General features: G+C 44.9%; 15 protein-coding genes. 3 read left to right on the top strand and 12 right to left on the bottom strand.

The genetic code is table 11. The features are described from left to right. Nucleotides 1-255: 255 nt before the first annotated feature. From NDI42_RS16465 to NDI42_RS16455, 3 genes are all read right to left on the bottom strand, one after another. Nucleotides 256-1,641, bottom strand: coding sequence for a serine/threonine-protein kinase (locus NDI42_RS16465; protein WP_190459416.1), 1,386 nt, complete (start codon nucleotides 1,639-1,641; stop codon nucleotides 256-258). 200 nt (nucleotides 1,642-1,841) lie between these two features. Continuing rightward, complete coding sequence (locus NDI42_RS16460; protein WP_190459414.1) at nucleotides 1,842-3,173, bottom strand: TIGR03279 family radical SAM protein; 1,332 nt, start codon at nucleotides 3,171-3,173, stop codon at nucleotides 1,842-1,844. Between the two features lie 56 nt (nucleotides 3,174-3,229). Beyond that, nucleotides 3,230-4,195: an undecaprenyl-diphosphate phosphatase gene (locus NDI42_RS16455; protein ID WP_190459412.1), complete on the bottom strand. Its 966-nt coding sequence runs from the start codon at nucleotides 4,193-4,195 to the stop codon at nucleotides 3,230-3,232. Between the two features lie 234 nt (nucleotides 4,196-4,429). On the opposite strand from NDI42_RS16455, the gene NDI42_RS16450 reads away from it, so the two are divergent. After that, nucleotides 4,430-5,167: a DUF3120 domain-containing protein gene (locus tag NDI42_RS16450; protein WP_190459410.1), complete on the top strand. Its 738-nt coding sequence runs from the start codon at nucleotides 4,430-4,432 to the stop codon at nucleotides 5,165-5,167. A gap of 142 nt (nucleotides 5,168-5,309) precedes the next feature. Further along, the gene (locus tag NDI42_RS16445) at nucleotides 5,310-6,290 is read left to right on the top strand and encodes an FHA domain-containing protein (protein ID WP_190459408.1); all 981 of its coding nucleotides are present in this window, start codon (nucleotides 5,310-5,312) and stop codon (nucleotides 6,288-6,290) included. A gap of 30 nt (nucleotides 6,291-6,320) precedes the next feature. Here NDI42_RS16445 and lipB read toward each other — a convergent pair whose 3' ends face one another. Then, entirely contained in the window at nucleotides 6,321-6,989 is a 669-nt protein-coding gene (lipB, locus tag NDI42_RS16440; RefSeq protein WP_190459406.1) for a lipoyl(octanoyl) transferase LipB, read from the bottom strand. Nucleotides 6,990-7,498: 509 nt separating this feature from the next. Here lipB and hpf point away from each other — a divergent pair. Next, entirely contained in the window at nucleotides 7,499-8,152 is a 654-nt protein-coding gene (hpf, locus tag NDI42_RS16435) for a ribosome hibernation-promoting factor, HPF/YfiA family (protein ID WP_190459404.1), read from the top strand. A 127-nt stretch (nucleotides 8,153-8,279) separates the two neighbouring features. Here the strand turns inward: hpf and NDI42_RS16430 are convergent, their stop codons facing one another. The 8 genes from NDI42_RS16430 to NDI42_RS16395 form a co-directional block, all read right to left on the bottom strand. Continuing rightward, entirely contained in the window at nucleotides 8,280-10,187 is a 1,908-nt protein-coding gene (locus NDI42_RS16430; protein WP_348231434.1) for an adenylate/guanylate cyclase domain-containing protein, read from the bottom strand. 84 nt (nucleotides 10,188-10,271) lie between these two features. After that, a complete protein-coding gene (locus NDI42_RS16425; RefSeq protein WP_348231432.1) occupies nucleotides 10,272-10,628 on the bottom strand; it encodes a nitrogen regulation protein NR(II) in 357 nt (118 codons plus the stop codon). A gap of 107 nt (nucleotides 10,629-10,735) precedes the next feature. Then, nucleotides 10,736-12,592: a diguanylate cyclase gene (locus NDI42_RS16420; protein WP_199311408.1), complete on the bottom strand. Its 1,857-nt coding sequence runs from the start codon at nucleotides 12,590-12,592 to the stop codon at nucleotides 10,736-10,738. A 259-nt stretch (nucleotides 12,593-12,851) separates the two neighbouring features. Next, nucleotides 12,852-13,379 (bottom strand): Rab family GTPase, encoded by a 528-nt coding sequence (locus NDI42_RS16415; protein ID WP_190459402.1) that lies wholly within the window; start codon nucleotides 13,377-13,379, stop codon nucleotides 12,852-12,854. A 2-nt stretch (nucleotides 13,380-13,381) separates the two neighbouring features. Then, the gene (locus NDI42_RS16410) at nucleotides 13,382-15,889 is read right to left on the bottom strand and encodes an OmpA family protein (RefSeq protein WP_190459400.1); all 2,508 of its coding nucleotides are present in this window, start codon (nucleotides 15,887-15,889) and stop codon (nucleotides 13,382-13,384) included. Between the two features lie 88 nt (nucleotides 15,890-15,977). Next, nucleotides 15,978-16,583, bottom strand: coding sequence for a hypothetical protein (locus tag NDI42_RS16405; protein WP_190459398.1), 606 nt, complete (start codon nucleotides 16,581-16,583; stop codon nucleotides 15,978-15,980). Between the two features lie 410 nt (nucleotides 16,584-16,993). Then, nucleotides 16,994-17,968 (bottom strand): alpha/beta hydrolase family protein, encoded by a 975-nt coding sequence (locus tag NDI42_RS16400; RefSeq protein WP_190459395.1) that lies wholly within the window; start codon nucleotides 17,966-17,968, stop codon nucleotides 16,994-16,996. Nucleotides 17,969-18,048: 80 nt separating this feature from the next. Further along, on the bottom strand, nucleotides 18,049-18,945 hold the full coding sequence (locus NDI42_RS16395; RefSeq protein WP_190459393.1) for a metal ABC transporter permease: 897 nt from the start codon (nucleotides 18,943-18,945) through the stop codon (nucleotides 18,049-18,051). Nucleotides 18,946-18,996: the final 51 nt, after the last annotated feature.

The raw sequence follows: 18,996 nt of genomic DNA, 5'->3' as shown, positions 1-18,996 counted from the left end.
GGGGGATGCACGGGTTTTGAGCGATTTTACCGGTTTTTCTGGCATTTGACCAGCTAAGCAGCGCTCACCAACCTAATTAGCGCCGCTTTTTTCTCGTTATTCAGCACGCCCTAATTAGCGCCGCTTTTTTCTCGTTATTCAGCACGCCCTAACTAAAGAACGACTAAAAAACTGCTAGTGCATAGTACACTAAGCAATGCCCACTATGAACTTTCTCCTCGTTGCAAGAACGAGGAAACGAGAAATTTTTAAACCCTACCTAATACCGCACTCTTCCAGTTTTGCAACCATTGCACCCGCATGATGCCACCATTCATAACCGCCTACCCAGCGACGCGATGGCAGATGTCCGGGTGCGGCTTTGTCGCTAAATTTCAAACCGGAGTCGGGATGATAAGGATTGTAGACAAACCAGCCTACTTTTTCGCAAAAAATTTGATATTCTCCCCTAGCATCTTGATAAATTTGCTTTTGTACGCTGAAGCCAAAACGCCCTTGACTATACTTCACCCACAGCTGGTCAATTGTCCACAAATCCTCACAAGGGAATTTTTGAATATCACTACTGGATAGATAGCTGCTGGGTGATTTACTAACTGCTTGACACATAACTGCCCAGGTTTCTTGATCGGCTTCTTTCCATTTCTTTTTAGCCAAGAAATCCCGCAGTTTTGTATATTTAACTTCTACGTTGGAATTTAGAAAATTAACAGCAGAACGCTCTTGAATTTGAACCGCTGGTGCAGGACGGGGATTTAAACTTTGCTGTACTGCTTGCAATACTTCAGCAGTGCAGGAATAGCGTTCTCTGATGGCATTTTGCAGCAATTTATCGAGGATTTGACTGAGGTCTTCGCTTACCTTCATTCCCCTTGGCAAAAAATCGCGCCACGCCCACCCGTTATTCACAATATCGAACATAGTCAGGGGAGGAACGCCAGTCAACAAGTGAATGCAAGTGACACCCAAACTGTAGAGATCGCTGGAGGGCAAAGCTTTGCCCCGTGTTTGCTCAGGTGCCATGTAGCCCGGGCTACCAATGATCGTCCCAGTGTGGAGCAAAGCTGTATCTGTGAATACCTTGGCAACTCCAAAGTCGATCAAAATGAGATGGCGATCACTAGTGCGTCTGATAATATTAGCTGGCTTAATATCCCGGTGCAACACCCGATGCTCGTGGATATATTGCACAACAGGTAACAAATTCTGCAACATTTCCCAAATCTGCGTTTCGCTATAAACGCCCTTTTGCTGCAACTCCTGGGACAGAGTTTGTCCGGGAATAAACTCTTGCACTAAATACATCTGTTGCTTTTGTTCAAAGTGAGCTAATAGCAAGGGAATTTGCGAATGCTTTCCCAGCTCATCCAGACGCATTGCTTCCTGACAAAACAAGGAAACCACCTTTGTAAAAGTAGTTTGATCTCGTTCTGGGAAGTAGAGTTGCTTAATTACACAACTGGGTTTTGAAGGAATATGCTCATCCACCGCTAAAAAAGTTCTCCCAAAGCCGCCTTTACCAATTAGCTTGATCGGACGATAGCGGTCTTTCAATAATAGTTTTTGCCCGCAACTGCGACAAAATCGGTCATTTGCCTGGTTGTGGGGGCTTTTACATTCAGGAGCTACACAGTAGAGCATGGCAGGCTTTGGCACCCACGCGAATGATGTTCATCTCTAAGGTATCCCCAATTGGAGAGATGACACAAATCTGTTTGTTTATTCTCGTTCCCAGTCTGAGACTGGGAACGCCTTCGGGAGGCACAGCCTCCCCCTAGAAAAAATAGGCGAGGCAGAGCCTCGCTAACCTCATTCCCAGGCTCAGCCTGTTCATGAGAACTTTAAGGGTGAATGCAAGCCTGGATTAGTTCTTCTATGCCGTTGACGGGTAAGATTGGTGTACCCAAATCTTGGGCAAGTTCTTCAACAGTCATGTCGTCTAAAAAGCGAGTATCTCCATGCTTGAGCATGACAGAGGGAAGGAGAATGCGATCGCCTAAATCTTTTCCCTTTAACTTCAGCAAATCTTCACCCGTCAACAATCCGGTGACGCTAATTTCTTGTCCCCAGTAATTGCTATGTCTAGCTGCTATATTCACCTGTAGTCCTTCAACTTGATTCAGGCGTTGCACGATAGGTTGAAACGCTTTTTCAACAGCATTGCCAACTACCCATGTTAATTTTCTGGGTGTCTCGATACGTTGCGGTAGCATTTTCTTCGCCGCTTGCTGAAATTCCTTGAGAAACTGGCGAATAGATCCTACACCGTTGCCAATTTGGGGATAATCTTCATAGTGAGATTCGCTTGGCAACTCCTGCCCCGCAATTAAAAACCATTCGTCGGCTAACCAAGCGAAGGTAGAACCCAGCGAGGCGCGGAATTTATCTTGCAGTGCCTGAACTTGCGAAATTACTTCAGCGGCTTTTTCGGGCGTTACTGGTATCAGTTCATCTTCTGCTGGACGAAAGCGGGTTAACCCTACTGGCACCACCGCCACAGATGCCACAGTGGGAATTTCCCCCCTGTGGAAAGATGCTAAATCCCCCAGGGTGGTATCCAGATGTGCGCCATCGTTAACGCCTGGACACAGAACTACCTGGGCGTGAATTTGCAAACGCCGTTCTTGGAACCACTGCAATTGTTGTAAAATTTGCCCAGCGCGGGGATTTTTTAGCAGGCGAGTTCTTACCTCTGGTTCGGTGGCGTGGACGGAAACGTAGAGAGGGGATAGGCGCATTTGCTCAATTCTGTCCCATTCTCGTTGGGTGAGATTGGTTAAGGTGAGGTATGAGCCATAGAGGAAGCTGAGGCGATAATCATCATCTTTTAAATATAGACTTTGGCGTTTACCGGGCGGTTGCTGGTCGATGAAGCAGAAGGGACAGTGGTTATTGCACTGGATTAAGCCATCAAATAGGGCGGTTTCAAATTCTAGCCCTAAGTCGTCGTCGTAATCTTTTTCAATTTCTACTGAGTGGCTTTTGCCAGCGGTGTCTAAGACTTCCAGTTCCAGCACTTCATCAGCGCACAAAAACTGGTAGTCGATGAGGTCGCGGGGGCGCGAACCGTTGATGGAAACTATGGCATCGCCTGGTTCAAATCCAATTTCGGCGGCGATGGAGTCGGGGAGAACTTTGGTTATTAGGGCTGGACGAATTGATGTCTCGCTCATGGTACTGGGAGGAAACGAACCACTTCAGGCAATAGAGGGCGTAGAAGAAAGAGTTATTAGATATTGGGGATGAGTTTGAGATAGATTGCTGCTAGGATTACTACTCCAAATGCTAGCCGATACCAGATGAATAGCCAGGTGCTTTGGGTTTGCAGGAAGCGCAGCAGCCAGGCGATCGCTAAATATGAAAATATTGCTGAACTGATGGTTCCGACTATTAGGGAAATCAGCCCCGCATCCCCCACTCCTTCTTCTAAAAAACCTTTTAACTCTACTAAGCCAGCTATGGTAATGGCTGGAATACCTAATAAAAAGGAAAATCTGGCAGCAGTTGCCCGTTTTAATCCCATAAATAACCCGGCGGTGAGGGTGGAACCGGAGCGGGAAACGCCGGGAATTAGCGCCATAGCCTGCGCTAAGCCCATCAAAATACCATCGTTGAGATCCAGCTGCTCAAAGTTGCGCTTTTTCTGTCCTACGCGCTCTGCGATGCCTAGCAAGAGGGACATGACAATTGAGGCGATCGCGATCGCACTCAAACTCCGCAGGGGTGAGTTGTCAAAGTCGGGAATAAACTTTTTGATCAGCAGTCCAAAAAATACTATCGGTAGCGTTCCCAGAATTATCCCCAGCGCCATGAGGAAGTCGTAAGACTGGTAATCTTTGCTGGCGATCGCTTTGGCTGCACCTGTGACGATTTGCGTGATGTCGCGCCAGAAATACCACAGCACGGCGGCAATACTTCCCAGCTGAATCACCGCTGTAAAGGCAACCCCCGGATCGCCCCATCCCAGCGCTACAGGCACTACTTTCAAATGCCCTGTACTGCTAATCGGTAAGAACTCTGTCATCCCCTGCACAAAGCCTAAAAACGCCGCCTGGACAATATTTACCTGGGATGTTGTACTGGGTGCGGGTACCGCTTCTTGCGCCATAGTCAGCGTTTCTAAAGGGAATGCGATCGCACTGCTTAATCCACCTACACCCAAAAGCGCGAACCTCTGACATTTTGATAAAGCCATAGTCTCCTCTATAGTCAATCGCCTACTAATCTACTGTGGGTAATTGCTAATTGCTAATTACTAATTAACTAATTAATCTTTTCCCCCAGTACAACCAGCCCGCTTCTCCCCAGTCCCTAATTCCTACTTGCTCTTGTCAACAAAACTAAGTTAATATCTTAAATATCCCCCCCCTGGGGATATTCAGTGTTATATTGAAAGATGTAAACATAAGTAACGAATATTAACAATATCTTGTTTAACAATACCTGGTCTTCCAACCCATCTTCTAACGTTTCTGACACTCTTGCCCAGCCTGGTAAAGTCCTTCTGACTCTTGCTGATTGGGGAATTGGCACCCGTCAAGCTTGGTTGCTTTTTGCGGCATCCTCGTTTCTGGTTTCGGTGCCAGTGTTTGTTCAGGCTCCCTTAGTGCGACTGCTGCCTGGGTTAAGTTTAGTGATGACAATAGGTTGGGTGTGGCTGGGTATTAGCCTAATGCGGCGTGACTCAACGAAATTGTGGGGAGACTTGCTGCTGGGGTTCAGCTGGAGTTGGTTAGCAGGATCAATATATTGGGGTTGGTGGCGCTGGGAACCCACAATCCATCTGCCAATAGAGGCAATAGGTTTACCGTTTGCCCTTTGGTGTATAAGTAAGCGTTGGGGAATGGTGGGAAACCTGTTTTATCTCGGCTCGCTGTTCGGTACAGCAGTAACAGATATATACTTCTACATAGCTGGCTTAATTCCACACTGGCGAACCTTGATGCAAGTCGCACCAAGCGAAGCATCACTGGTTTTCCAAACTGCGATCGCTCAAGTCAAAACTCCTTGGGGTGCAGGTTGGGCGATGGTTCTGTTAGGTGTTCTTCTGGGTGTTGGTCTAGTACCTTTGCGATCGCGCCAGCTGCACTGGTGGGCATTTGGTGGAGCAGTATTAAGTACAATTTTGGTAGACAGCCTGTTTTGGTTAGCTGCCTCTATGGCTTAAAAATACCTGCAAGTTGACCAATGCTCAATCTATGAGTGTAGGGATGTCGAGCTTCGCTCTTGTTTTGCGATCGCACACTCAAGAGGCGGAAATATGCTAAAAATTAAAAGTTCTAAACGACTTGTCGTCAATATTTTAGCCTGTGGTGACTCTGCGACCCACTCCTTATCTGCTGCTTCGCACCGACTCCGGCAATCGTTATCTCCCGTTGGTGAGTAGTAATTGCTGGACAGTTGGTCGCAGCGACGACAACAATTTTGTGCTGCCGGATCGGTGGATTTCCCGAAATCACGCTATGTTGCAGTGTACCGAAACCGGAGAGTTTTACCTGATCGACTTAGGCAGTCGTAACGGGTCTTTTGTCAATGGGCGACGAGTCAGTATTCCTGTAACATTACGCAATGGCGATCGCCTTACCTTTGGTCAGACGGATCTAGAGTTCCACTGTCCAACGGCAGCCGGCAACAATGAGTCATCGGTGACTGGAGATAAGGATACTCTCACTTCGACTTTGCACGTCCGTCGCCTGATGTCAGTGATGGTAGTAGATATCCGCGACTTCACTGTACTAACCCGACAACTGGATGAAAAGATTTTATCGGCGGTGATTGGCACCTGGTTCCGCCACGCCGGAAATATCATCCGACAGTATGGTAGTTGGGTGGATAAATACATTGGCGACGCAGTGATGGCAATCTGGTTTCATGGTTCCCAAGGCGTCACCCAGGAGGAAATGCTAAATATCTGTAAGGCGCTGAGTGACCTCCATAAAATAACTATGGATCTGAGTAATAAATATCCTTTGCCCTTTAATCTGCGAATTGGGGCGGGGATTAATACAGGTTATGCTATGGTCGGTAACACTGGCAGTGGCGATCGCCCCGACTATACCGCAATTGGCGATACCGTGAATGCAGCATTTCGCCTGGAATCTGCCACCAAGGAAATTGGTCTAGATATTGCCATAGGGGAAACAACTCACGACTATCTCTTAACCTTGGCAGGAAAGGATACCGGGTTTAAGCAATATATCGTCAATCTCAAAGGTTATGACGCGCCCACTGTAACTTATGCCGGTTTATACGCTGACCTGGATGCTTTTGTGCAGGTCAATAGTCAGTAGGTACAAGTTTCACGATTGGCAGACTAAGAACTACAGACTCCTAATTTCTACATCAAAAACTTCCGCAAAGGCTGCAATCACATCCAGGCGCACCTGCTTGAGGTCAATGGTGGGAAGGAACTGGGCTAAACTGCCAACAGGCTTGTCAGCAATGCCACAGGGTACAATGCGCTGGAAGCCGCAGAGGTCGGGACAAACGTTTAAGGCAAAGCCGTGCATGGCGATCCACCGGCTGACTTTAATGCCAATTGCTGCCACCTTACAGCCTTCCAGCCAAACGCCAGTCATACCGGGAATGCGCGAGCCTTTTAACCCATAAACATCCAGAACTCGAATTAATACCTCTTCTAACTGCCGCAGGTACCAGTGCAGGTCTTGGCGATAATGTCGCAGATTTAAAATTGGGTAGCCGACTAGCTGACCGGGACAGTGGTACGTCACTTCACCGCCTCGTTCCACCCGAAAAACTTCCCAGTCGGTCGCTGCGGGGTCAAATTTGAGAAATTCTAGACTTGCTCCTTGTCCCAGAGTATAAACTGGCGGATGCTCTAGCAAAATCAGCGCATCTTGACAATTCGGGTCGTTTAGACGTTCTGCAACTAGCGATCGCTGCCATTCCCAAGCATCTGCATAGGACATCAGCCCTCGGTTATATATTAAGACTTGCCGCCGGGAATCCAAGGCAAAAATTTCAGACATACTTAAGATTATCGCAAAAATCAACAGTAATTTGACTTAAATTTCCTGCATATTTCACCTAGTGGGATCAAGAAATGTCAAAAGATGCAAAGGATTTTGAAGAGAAGTCAAACGCATCTGTTGTGTACATTACAAAGTGCTAATGTTGAAGTTATAAGCAAACAGTGTTGAAACAGGACGCATCTTCAAGACAACCCCAAAGCAAGGCTGAGCAATCGTAGGGTAAAACACGTTAGTTAGACTTGCTTTTCTGGAGATAACTGAAAAGGAACATCGACAGTAGTTTTGAGCAATCGGCTTGCTGGTAACACCTGTGGCTACGGCTCGCTGTTAAAGAACATCCGAGTAACCTTGTAGGTATGGGTAAAACCTTGATATTCCTAAAAGTTTTGCCTCTGTTCAACACTTGTCTACCCAAAAAACGGGCATTTAATAGCTACAGAAGAAAGCGGCAATTATCTGCTATAGCTTTCTAATTTACCAATACGGTACACTATGGAGTATCCGGTATGAAGCTTGTCATCCACGGCAAAAACATTGAAATCACCGATGCGATTCGCGAGTACGTGAATCAAAAGATTGAAAAAGCGGTGAACCACTTTCAGAATTTGACAACAGAAGTAAATGTGCATCTATCAGTAGCCCGGAATCCCCGGATAAATCCCAAACAGGCGGCTGAAGTAACTATTTACGCTAATGGGACAGTAATCCGCGCCGAAGAAAGCAGCGATAACCTATACGCTAGTATTGACCTGGTTGCTGATAAAATTGCTCGAAACCTGCGGAAATATAAAGAAAAACGGCTGGATCAGAAAACCCAAGCTCAGCCTAAAACTGCCGTAGTGTTAGAAGAAGTACCAGTGGCACCGGATCTAATAGGCGATCGCACTCCTGAACTCCCCACAGAAGTTGTGCGTACCAAATATTTTGCCATGCCGCCGATGACTACAGAAGAAGCTTTGGAACAATTGCAGCTGGTGGATCACGACTTCTATATGTTCCGCAATGCCGAAACTGGCGAGATTAACGTGATTTATGAACGCAACCACGGTGGTTATGGAGTGATTCTGCCGCGTAACGGCAACGGACACACGAATCACAAAAATGGGAAAACTGCCCACGGCAGCAGTGCGACACCAGAGAAGTCCACTGCAAAAGGTTAAGTCAATCTCGTTTCTAGTCTCTGACTAGGAACGTGCCTAGGGAGGCTCTGCCTCCCCTTCAGGGGCAAGAAAGTATAAAAGTCAGGCTCTAATTTCGCGTTCCCAGACCCAGTTTGGGAACGTGAAATTAGTCATTAGCAGTAATTTTGCCTTGCAGCAGGTAAGTAGTCATTTTTCCTTTACTCTTAACTTGGATTGATTCCCGTTCCTCAAATAAATATTGCTCCCGCAAGAGTTCGTAGGTGGCTGCTGTCACCTGAATATGACCAGGTAAACCGTGTGATTCCATGCGACTAGCAATATTCACCGTGTCCCCCCAGAGGTCGTAGATAAACTTTTTCGTGCCAATCACACCTGCAACCACAGGCCCGGTGTGGATGCCAATCCGCATACTCAAAGCTTGCCCAGTTTCCCGGCTAAATTGAGCGATCGCAGTTTGCATATCAAGTGCCATTTGCGCGATCGCGCTTGCGTGGTTCCCCAGGGCATGAGGAATACCCCCCACCACCATATAAGCGTCTCCAATCGTCTTAATTTTCTCTAAGCCGTGTTGTTCAGCCAGCTGGTCAAACTCCGAGAAAATCACATTAAGGATCTCTACCAGTTCTGTCGGCGAAACTTTAGTTGAAAACTCTGTAAAACCAACCAAATCGGCAAACATAACCGTGACATCGGAAAAGTTTTCCGCAATAGTGTTTTCCTGCCGTTTCAGGCGTTCGGCAATCGGCTGGGGTAAGATATTTAGCAACAGGCGTTCGGTTTGTTCCTGTTGATAGCGCAGTGCTTCTTCTGCGGCTAAGCGCTCAGTGATATCTCGAAGGATCGCCCTTGTAGCAACAGGTTTTCCATTTACTAACTTACAGTTTACGCTTCCTTCTAGCGATATTTTTTCGCCATTTTTAGTAATAAATTCGACTTTAATTTGACCAATTTTTTCTCCAGACATCACCCTCTGGAACTTCTCCAAACATTGTTCTAGACAATCTGGATGAATAACGTCAAATACCTTTATCTGAGCAATTTCAGCTTCGCTATATCCCAAAGTTTCTCGCCAAGCATGATTAACATACAAAAAATTCCCATCTGGAGCGACGCTCTGAATTAAGTCGTTGGCATTTTCAAACAAATCTCGGTATCTTTCTTCGCTCTCCAGTTGCGCGGCTTCGGCTCGCTTACTCTGGATAAATTGGCCGAGTTGGCTACCAATAGCCATCATCATCTGAAGCAAATCTTCATCAGGTATCTGTTTCTCGCGGCTAAAGAAAGTCATCACCCCAAAAATTTCACCGCCGCTTTGGATGGGAAACCCAAATGCTCCGTGGATTTGGGTACGAGATGCGATATGCGATCGCTCAAATTTAGCATCATTGACCACATCGCTAATCCACAAGGGCGATCGCGATGCCCAAACGCGACCGGGCAAACCCACCCCTGGCGCAAAGGTAATCTTTTTAGTAGACTCTATAAACTCTTTAATCCCAACCAACGCCCTCGCCCAACTTTCCACACATCGCAATTGGCCACTGGGCAAATATTCCCCTCTCCCCTCCTCCCCTGAACCTTCCTCTACCATCCAAAATTCACCTAAATCCCAACTCAGGCTTTCACACAACGCTGGCAGAATTTTTTGGATTGCTTTGTTTAGTGCTGTTGACTCTGACAAAACGCGAGTTGTAGCATACTGCGCCACCTGACGCTGCTGGTCGCGCTTACGCTGGGTGATGTCTCGACCTATATAAACAAAATTTTGTAAATCTTGTACGTCAGTCTGAATAACTGAGCAGGAAAAGGCGACGGAAATTTTTTTTCCAGCTTTGGTCTGACAAACAGCCTCTACATTCTTAAATTTATTTGCAAATAATGGAGGCTGCTGATTTGCTTGTTTAAAAAAGTTTTTATCATCAATAATCATACTAATTTGCTGCCCAATTAATTCGGACTCGCTATAACCGAATAATCCTTCGACAGCTTTATTAACTATTTTTATCTTTCCCGATGTCGTCGTTACCAACAGGGCATCTGCCATTGAATCAATAATTTTATCGATATAATATTTAGACTCAGATAAAGCACTTACTAAAAGATTGGTGCCATTAGTAGCTTGTACTAAATTTTGTTCTTAAATTATTCTTTCGGTTACGTCTTCAAGAAATATAATTAAATTATCGGACAGATTATCCTCAGTTTTTTCCTGCAAAATTACATATAAATTAAAATATAGAAAATTATTATCTCCACGTCCCAGAGAAACAAACTCGAAAATACTCCGCTGCCCTTCAAAGACAGCCATCAGATAATTTTCAGATCCTATCAGTTCCGGAAATCCCAGGCGGACATCCTTACCCGCTCCGAACTCCTGGGGTTGCTCGGCAAAACGTTGCGCTCCCTCGGATGTCTCTAACACGATCAAGTCCCGATCAAGTGTTAGGTACTCCATGCTGCGTGTAGCCAAAAATTTTTTAAACAGGGAATTCATAATTCAAGGCAAAAGGCTGAAGAGTCATTAGTCATTAGTACCTAGCTAATAACTTAGAACTCTTGACTATTAACTACTTTTTGTAGCATACATAACGCTCTAAGCTGCTAAGAGCCACAGACGCAGACGCGATCGCGCCCTTGAGTCTTAGCCTGATACAACGCCATATCAGCAGCTTGGATCGTTTCTGATGCCGTCAAACCGTGTTCTGGGAAACAAGCGACCCCTAGCGAGAGGGTGATGGTACCCAAAGGTTGACCGTGATACTTTACCTGAAGTTGCTTAATTTTTTCCCGAAGTTGCTGCGCTCGTTCCAAAACGACATCTAGAGGTGCCTGCGGTAAAATTAGCGTGAACTCCTCGCCCCCATAACGACAGGCAACATCGCCTTTGCGGATATTTTTTTGTAAAAATAAACCTACTTCCCGCAGCACCGCATCGCCTGCCTCGTGACCATAAGTGTCATTAAATTTCTTAAAGTCGTCAATATCGAGGATGATGATGCCTAGCGGTTGCTGCTTGCACTCGGCACGATGAATTTCCTGCTCTAAGGATTCTTTCAGGTAACGCCGATTAAAAAGATCCGTAAGCGGATCGCGAATACTTTGATTTTTCAGGATTTCCCGCAGTCTCAGATTCGCCAAAGCAAGCGCAATGTGTTGAGCTACGGTGACAGCCAGCCGTTGTTTGGCTTCGGTTAATCGTTCTTTTTCTAAAGGACTTACATACAACATTCCTATCGCTTCCCCCTGCGCCATCATCGGGATGCAGCCATATTCAGCAGGGGGCGGGTTTGGGTGCAAATGCTTGCAGAGCATACGGTTGTGGGTGTTCGTTACGAAATGCGATCGCCCCCGCCGCAACGCCCAGCACTCATGAGTTGAGAACAGTTTCTGGCTTGTATAAACTTCAGTTCCCGCATCTTCACCCCAAGTCGCCACCGCCTCAACCAGCTGTTTTGAGGGATGAATCATAAAAACTCCACCCACCGTGTCCGGGAAAAGCGGTTCCATCATCTGGACAATGGCGGTGTAAGCTTCCTCAACACTCAAACAAGCTTGGAGTAATTCGCTTAGTTCGCTCAGCAGAGTAATCTCTCGGTTGCGCTGTTCTAATTCATTAACCCAGATGGTGAGTTTTTCGTTTGCCTGTTGTACGGCTGCTTCTGTTAGCTTGCGCTGGGTGATGTCCCGCCCGATATAAACAAAATCTTGTAAGTCCTCTATGTCAGTCTCAATAGCTGAACAGGAAAATGCTACAACAATGTCTTTACCATTTTTTGTCTTACAAATTACTTCCACATCCTTTAATAATTCACCAGGAGATAAAGGATACAGTAACCGTGCTTTCTGGAAAAAATCATTGTCAGTAATAATCTGAGAAATTTGCTTATTAATTAATTCTTTTTCGCTATACCCGAATAAATCTTTCGCAGCTTTATTTAGGGCTTTTATCTTTCCTGATGCTGTTGTTACCAACAAAACCTCAGCAATTGACGTAATAATTTTATCTATATAATTTTTAGAACTCGTTAAAGCGCTAAGTAAAAGATTTGCTTCGTTTGTTCTCTGCACCAGGTTTTGCGTCATGGACATTTTTTCGGTTACATCATCAAAGAAGATGATTAACCAGTCTTCTAAGTCTTCTTCGTTATATTGGTATTTGCTCACAGAAATATCAATATATAGAAGAGAGCCATTATCTGAAGAGCGGGCAATACCTTTTAGATCGAAATTCTGCTTCTCTCCTGACAATATTTCGCTGAAAACTTCTTCAAGCCCGATTAATTCAGGGAAACCAAGACGGGCATCCTTGCCCTTTACTACCTCATCTGGTTGCTCGGCAAACTTATGCACGTTCAAAGATGTATCTAAAATGCTCAATTTCCGATCCAACGCCAAATACTCGATGCGTCGGGGTGCTAAGAGTTTTTTAAAGTACGGATTTACAGAACTTGTAAACATAATTACAACTTTCGGTAGTAATATTAGGCAAATCCGGAATTAGCAAGAAGCAAAATGAGACTTTATCCTCGTTCCTGGGCTGCGGTCTAGGAATGCGACGTGAGGCGACTATCTCACCTCTTTCTGGGTAATTCTTGCTATTAGGTGGAGGCAAGAGCTTCTAAGACTTGCGTTCCCATTCCGCAGCCGAGGAACGAGAAGAATATGAGGCTGAGACTCTTAAGCAGAAATAGTTACAGAAATTCTGGAGTAGCCATGACTATTCTATAATTTTGTAAGCTATATTTTGAAAAATTTCATCGACGGCTTGACCTGTTTTTGCTGAAGTCGGCTGGATTGATAATACTTGAGATTGCTGGTAATTGTTACTCATTTGGAGCAATTTTGCCAATTTTTCTTCATCAGCCAAGTCGGATTTATTCAAGGCAATGATGATAAATCCTTTGGGATTGACTGACAAAAATAGGTTTAGATGATCTGTAAGATGCTCGATGGTTTCCTGACGACTGACATCAGCAACGAGTATGGCAGCGCTGGCTCCTTGCAGGTAAGTAGGCGCGATCGCTTTAAATTTGGTACTACCTTCTAAATCCCAAATTAGCAGATTTACGCTCAGCTTTTCGTGTTGTTTTACCTGTTCTAATTCCACGGTTTTGCGAGAAATTTTGACTCCCACAGTTGAAAGATACTTATCACTGAACTGACGATCTACAAAGCGGCGAATTAAGCTGGTTTTACCCACGCCAAAGTCACCAACTAAGCAGATTTTTTTGGATATACTTGACATATTTATTTACTTTGGACAACTGGTGTCGCTAGCTCAAATTCGACGCACCTACTTAACCATAGGGGTTGGTCAGCATCTACATCTAAGGGGTGGTTTGTCATTCCTGCAACTCGCAATCGTCGAGGAGCAACGCCTTGCTCTATTAAGGCATCTCGCACCGTCTTAGCTCGCTCAAGTGCCAAGCGCCGATCTCGGTTTGGGTTGTCGCTGGCATCACCGTAACCTACTATCATAAGATGCTTCTCTGGATACTGACTTAAGAATGCCCGGATTGGTAGAATTTTATTTTTTATATCTTTAAATTTGAGCTTTTGTGTACCGCGACTAAAGTAAATTCGGGTAGCGATCGCACTTGGCTGTATTTCTACAGTGTTGGTGACAGACTCAATTCCCGGAATTTTTCCGAATGCCAGAGTGATTTTCTGGGCATCTATCGCTTGCAAAGCAGTTCCCTGGACTGTGACTTTACGAGCATTATATTTAGCAGAAATGAAAACGCCGTCCATCTGATTGAGGATTGATGTTACTCGCTTTACCTCAGCTGCTGCTAATACCGGATCGGGGGGCGTATTGATGGCGATGACGTTATTGTTTAACTTCAGACTTGGGTAAGTATCTTGGGCAATTTGTGCAGCTTTTTGGCGTAAATACTCGTTAGGCACTTTTCCAGCAAGCTTCAGGATTTCGGCATCGGCATCGACTGTAAGACGATAAACTGCTAACTCTGGATTAGAGGCTAAGGCGAGGGCGGTATTTTGCTCAATGGCGCGATCGCTTCTGTGGCGATACTGATAAATTCCCCAAGGCAATAAGATGAAACTCAGTAGCATTGAGCCGAGTATTAGCAGCGTAGGTGGTTTAGTAGCTTTGTTTTTATTTGACTTTGTGCAGCTGTCTCCAAAGTCTTCTAATATATGGTTTACCTGCTCCGGGATGGTGGCGGTATCTCCATTAAACATCTCGATTGGTTTACCATATTTTTGAATGATTCTGCTGAGGGTACTCCGGATTCTCAACATTAACCAGTTAGGCGGTTCTCCTTGAACTACTACCGCCATGTAACAGTATCCTGCCACTTCTAGGATAATTTTGGAAGCGCCATAGTCAATATGATCGAGTTCCGAAATTTCCCCTGAAAGTGCAATATAGTCATTAACAAAGCTGCGAATAGCTGTGAGCATACCCGCCACCATATCAGATTCTAGTTTCTGTAGCTCAGGCTGTTGAACCTCACAAAGGATTAAACCAGAGCTTTTGTGAATCAAGAAAATGGCTCGAATATTAAAGGGCATTGCATCTTTGAGGATTAGTTCTGCCTCAGAGACTCCTTGCACCTTAGCGCGGATTTTGCGAGTGATTCCCTCTACGCTCAAGGTATTTTCAATTTTTTCATTAATGGCACGAATTTCTTCCACCATGTATTTAGAAATTGTGCTACCAATGATCGGATAGAGGGCATCTACCATCGAATCGCGCTCAAGATAAATCTGTTCTTTAATAGCTTTTCCCATTGTGGGCGCGATCGCTTTAGCAATTTCCTCCGGCGAGTCACTGATCTGTCGGGAAATTGCCGCCGATATCAGCGGAGCTAAAGCGCCAGCCATCGCTACTTTATCTTTACCAGCTCTGCTCTCAATCATCCGATCCATGATCGGCGCGATCGCCTCAACAACTTCTTCCTTGGATTGCTCAATCTTGAGAATCAAAATCTCTGTAATCAAAGGCAAAAGTAAATTTATTAACTCTGTCGGCTCATAAATCTGATTTTCTAGAATTTTCAGTTTTTGTTCAATATTTACTATCAAGTGCCGATATTCACCCATGCCAATATCAACCAGAAGATTTTCTAAGCGAGCCAGGGAATCGTCTGGAGCATCGACATCATCTAAATTCTGCTGAGATGTGTTCGACACCTCCCTATATTTTTTGGCTTTATCTTCACTTAAAATCAACGCATTCTGCGCTTTTTTAATAGGTTCACCCGCAGTCACTACCTCAGTAGATGGTAGTAAGTCTACAGGAGATTTTTTGGCTTTATTTTCTAAGAGTGTCCCTGAAAAAATTAAGTTTTTTAATTGCGAAAAACTCGTAGCTACATCACCTGGAATATCTAACTCATCTTCCTCAGATGAAATCAAATCTATCTCGTTCCCAGGGCCAGCGTGGGAACGAAAATTAGGAGGCTCTACCTCCCCCTGCTCGATAATGGTGTCAGATGCCAGATGTACCGTTGGCGATTTTTCTGAAGGCTTAGGTACAGTAACTACCTCGAAATCCTGCTCCGATAAAAGTGAATTCTTAGGTAGATTTTCGGCTTTATTTTCAAACTGTTGGGGTGTTTCTGACAAACTTTTCAACCCCTGAAGTACCGTCTTTACTTCAGAAGAAGCGGCGTTTGATTCTTCTCTATCTCCCTTAGGAGGGTTGAAAAGCTCTAAGTCAATTAATAACTTCACCAACCCTTCTAGGGGAGCAAAATCTTCAGCTTGATTTTTTTTGGATAAAGTCATGTACTGCCATCCGTTACTCTAATTTTTAACTAATAAAGCTAAAAAATCAAGCAATACACCTTAATTCCGCGCCGGAATTTAATTTTATCTAATGATTGCCTGACTCTGGTAACAAAAGCTCGGCAGCTACACTTGTGCTACTGTCGTCTGACAAATCAGACACTAAGTTAGACCCTTTTAGCCTCATGCCAAACTCAAACATTATTTCTGCCATATCATCCTTAGAAAGTTTGACATCAGTCATTGAAGAAAAGCGTTTTTCCATTTCTTCAAAAACTTGTTTTTTCAAACTTCGGATATCTTCTTGGAGTTTCTCTCTGGTTTGCGAGATATCTTGTCGAATCGCATTTGTCTGGGTATCGACAACATCATCCAAGGTTCCCAATGCGTTAGAAATGTTTTGGCTGGTGCGGTCGATATGTTGACGAAGATCGGCGCTATCTTTTTGGGTATTTAGGCTTAAAGTTCTGATTTTTTTATCCAGAGAATCAACTGCTATTTGCAGCTCAAGGGAAAGAGCATCTTTTATCCGATCAATGCGCTGATTGATTTCTTGATCTAGGTTGGATAATTCCAACTCTAAATGCTCGAAGCGCTTGCTATAGTCTCGAACATGAGAGCCAAAAAGAATGTCGCGAATCTGATCTATGTTTCCCAGTCTTTCACGCATTTCATCTTTGGTAATTTCATTCATAATTAGACCTTGTTATTGAGAAAACTGCCTATTGTTCATTTAAACAGACTATGGACTATCCAGCATCAATTCAGGAAGAAAACATATGGAAAAATTCAGCCCATATTCTAGTTTCACGTCAGGTTTAAGCGGAGAAACCTTTAGTCTTCGTCATCGCTAACCTATGTTAGAATCTCCGCCAATAGAGGCAATGGATTCTCGTAGTTATCACATAGCTTGGGCGGCATACTGCTTCTAGAGAAACTTCCTGACATCCTCCTTTGTAAGTATTCCCCTGTAGAGGACTATCTTTAACATCAGTGCTGAGTTTTTCTGAATTCAGGAGTCTACTTAACAAAGAAGCAATCAGGTATCAGCTTACTGTAGCCTACCGTCACGAGCGATCGCATCTTCGGTACCATCACCCCTGCTCACTTTCGCGCCAACAATGCGATCGTTGGATTAGCACCCAATAGCAAACTCTCAAGCCCCTGCGATGCGTCTGGTTTGTGACGTACATGAGCATCAATAAACAAACCAATCGTTTCACCCACTAGAGAACGTATTGCCTCTTCCGGTTGAGTAGCTGGTAAGTCAAAAGGTGAAGCAGTGGTAATATCTGGCGGATAAGCAATGGAAAAGTGATTTGCCCCTTCCAGAATTAGCAGATAGGTGTCATCTCGCCCGCCGGTTATTGCCTCGTGGAAGGTGCGGACAACTGCTGTAGTAGCGTCGCTACTGAGTCCATACTGTCCACTGCTGGTCGCAATTACCCCGTCCTTGGTGCCACCTATGAGCAACAGAGGCAGCGATGAGGGCAGCGGCAATATTGTTTCTGGTGCAAATCCTAGCATTATCGGGGCGGCATTGTGAGCGCCGTAGGCAAAAGCCGCCGCGACTTGTGGAAAAAAGCGTGGTTCGGCATTTTCTAGGGCAATTCTGCCACCTGCGGAGTGTCCGCCCAAAATAATTTGTTGTAAGTTCAGCATTCCCGCCAGCACTCCCTCCGACTGGAGGCTTTCAAGTTCGCCTAGCAGTGTTGGTAAAGCCGAAGCAGTGGAGCCAGTGCCGTATTTATCGGGTGTCCACATTGCAATGTCAACACCTGGAGTGAGGCTGAATATCCCTGGTAAATTTTCGGCAACCCAGTCAAATGTAACTACCACCATTCCCCGCTGGGCAAGTTGAACTGCTAGCCACTGGTACATTTGGCTCGTGCAGTTAATCCCACTAAAGAAAATTACCACCGGAAACGGAGCTTTGTCTGAGTCTGCTGGCACAATGCCTTGAGCTAGTTGCTGTTGGCTTCCCGACATCTTGGCGGGATATAGTACCTTGAGATGAATTGTGTCGTAGGGCGGTTTGGCATTGTCAACTTTAGCGGCTCGGAAAAAAGCGCGAATCATGCCAGAGTTCCTAAATTCAGACTTTTTTAATCATAAGCCTAGACAGTTGAAGTTTTAGAAATAACTTTTAGGGCGATTTTTTAGCGCGATCGCATCAGCTGTTTCAACTCCTGCAAGACAGGAAATAATTGCCCCGAATCTGACTTTTTGTTGGTAAATATCCCGTAGCTGGGGCTGAATAATAATGCTATTACAAATAATCCCGATACAACTAATACAATTGCGGGGCCAGAAGGCAGATTAAAAAAGTAGCTGAGATACATCCCGCTAATACTGGAAATAATGCCAATTACCGCCCCCAAAATCATCACATTGTGCAGCCGTTTAACTAATAAATATGCGGTTGCTCCCGGCGTGATTAGTAGAGATAAAACTAAGATTACTCCCACGGCTTTCATGCTGGCAACAATCGTTAGAGCAATTAGCAGCATCAGCCCAAAGTTTAGCAGATTGGTAGGTAATCCAACTGCCTGCGCTCCGAGGGGATCGAAGGTATAGAACAATAATTCTTTATACAGCAGTACAACAATTATTAATACAATTGCGGCGATGATAGCTGTGTCTCGGACTTCTTGAATGGTGACACCTAAAATATTGCCAAATAAGAAGTGGTTGAGGTCGATTTTGTTGTCTTTTTGGATTAGAGTAATTAAGGTAATACCAAAGGCAAAGAAGGCGGAAAAAACTATACCCATTGCCGCATCTTCTTTAATAGGCGATCGCGTCCGAATCCAAGCGATCGCCATTGTACTCAAGACTCCGGCAATAAAGGCTCCAACAAAGATATTCGCTCCCACCATAAAAGCGATCGCTAACCCAGGCAATACCGAGTGACTAATGGCATCTCCCAGCAAAGCCAATCGCTGCACCATTAGGTAGCTACCCACGACAGCACACAAAAGGCCGACAAGAATGGCAATTACAAGCGATCGCTGCATGAAACCATACTGCAACGGCTCAATTAACACTTCTAGCATAATAATTTTATTTTGGTAATTGGAAATATTTAGAAGCTAGGAGTGATGAGT

Origin of the sequence: Funiculus sociatus GB2-C1 (assembly GCF_039962115.1) — a bacterium.
GTDB classification, from domain to species: domain Bacteria; phylum Cyanobacteriota; class Cyanobacteriia; order Cyanobacteriales; family FACHB-T130; genus Funiculus; species Funiculus sociatus.
This window is presented reverse-complemented; position numbering and strand designations above follow the sequence as displayed.

Bases quoted from the DNA above. Each gene is read 5' to 3' on its own strand.
- NDI42_RS16465 (WP_190459416.1), bottom strand. From the start codon at position 1,641: ATGCTCTACTGTGTAGCTCCTGAATGTAAAAGCCCCCACAACCAGGCA.
- NDI42_RS16460 (WP_190459414.1), bottom strand. From the start codon at position 3,173: ATGAGCGAGACATCAATTCGTCCAGCCCTAATAACCAAAGTTCTCCCC.
- NDI42_RS16455 (WP_190459412.1), bottom strand. From the start codon at position 4,195: ATGGCTTTATCAAAATGTCAGAGGTTCGCGCTTTTGGGTGTAGGTGGA.
- lipB (WP_190459406.1), bottom strand. From the start codon at position 6,989: ATGTCTGAAATTTTTGCCTTGGATTCCCGGCGGCAAGTCTTAATATAT.
- hpf (WP_190459404.1), top strand. From the start codon at position 7,499: ATGAAGCTTGTCATCCACGGCAAAAACATTGAAATCACCGATGCGATT.
- NDI42_RS16425 (WP_348231432.1), bottom strand. From the start codon at position 10,628: ATGAATTCCCTGTTTAAAAAATTTTTGGCTACACGCAGCATGGAGTAC.
- NDI42_RS16420 (WP_199311408.1), bottom strand. From the start codon at position 12,592: ATGTTTACAAGTTCTGTAAATCCGTACTTTAAAAAACTCTTAGCACCC.
- NDI42_RS16415 (WP_190459402.1), bottom strand. From the start codon at position 13,379: ATGTCAAGTATATCCAAAAAAATCTGCTTAGTTGGTGACTTTGGCGTG.
- NDI42_RS16410 (WP_190459400.1), bottom strand. From the start codon at position 15,889: ATGACTTTATCCAAAAAAAATCAAGCTGAAGATTTTGCTCCCCTAGAA.
- NDI42_RS16405 (WP_190459398.1), bottom strand. From the start codon at position 16,583: ATGAATGAAATTACCAAAGATGAAATGCGTGAAAGACTGGGAAACATA.
- NDI42_RS16400 (WP_190459395.1), bottom strand. From the start codon at position 17,968: ATGATTCGCGCTTTTTTCCGAGCCGCTAAAGTTGACAATGCCAAACCG.
- NDI42_RS16395 (WP_190459393.1), bottom strand. From the start codon at position 18,945: ATGCTAGAAGTGTTAATTGAGCCGTTGCAGTATGGTTTCATGCAGCGA.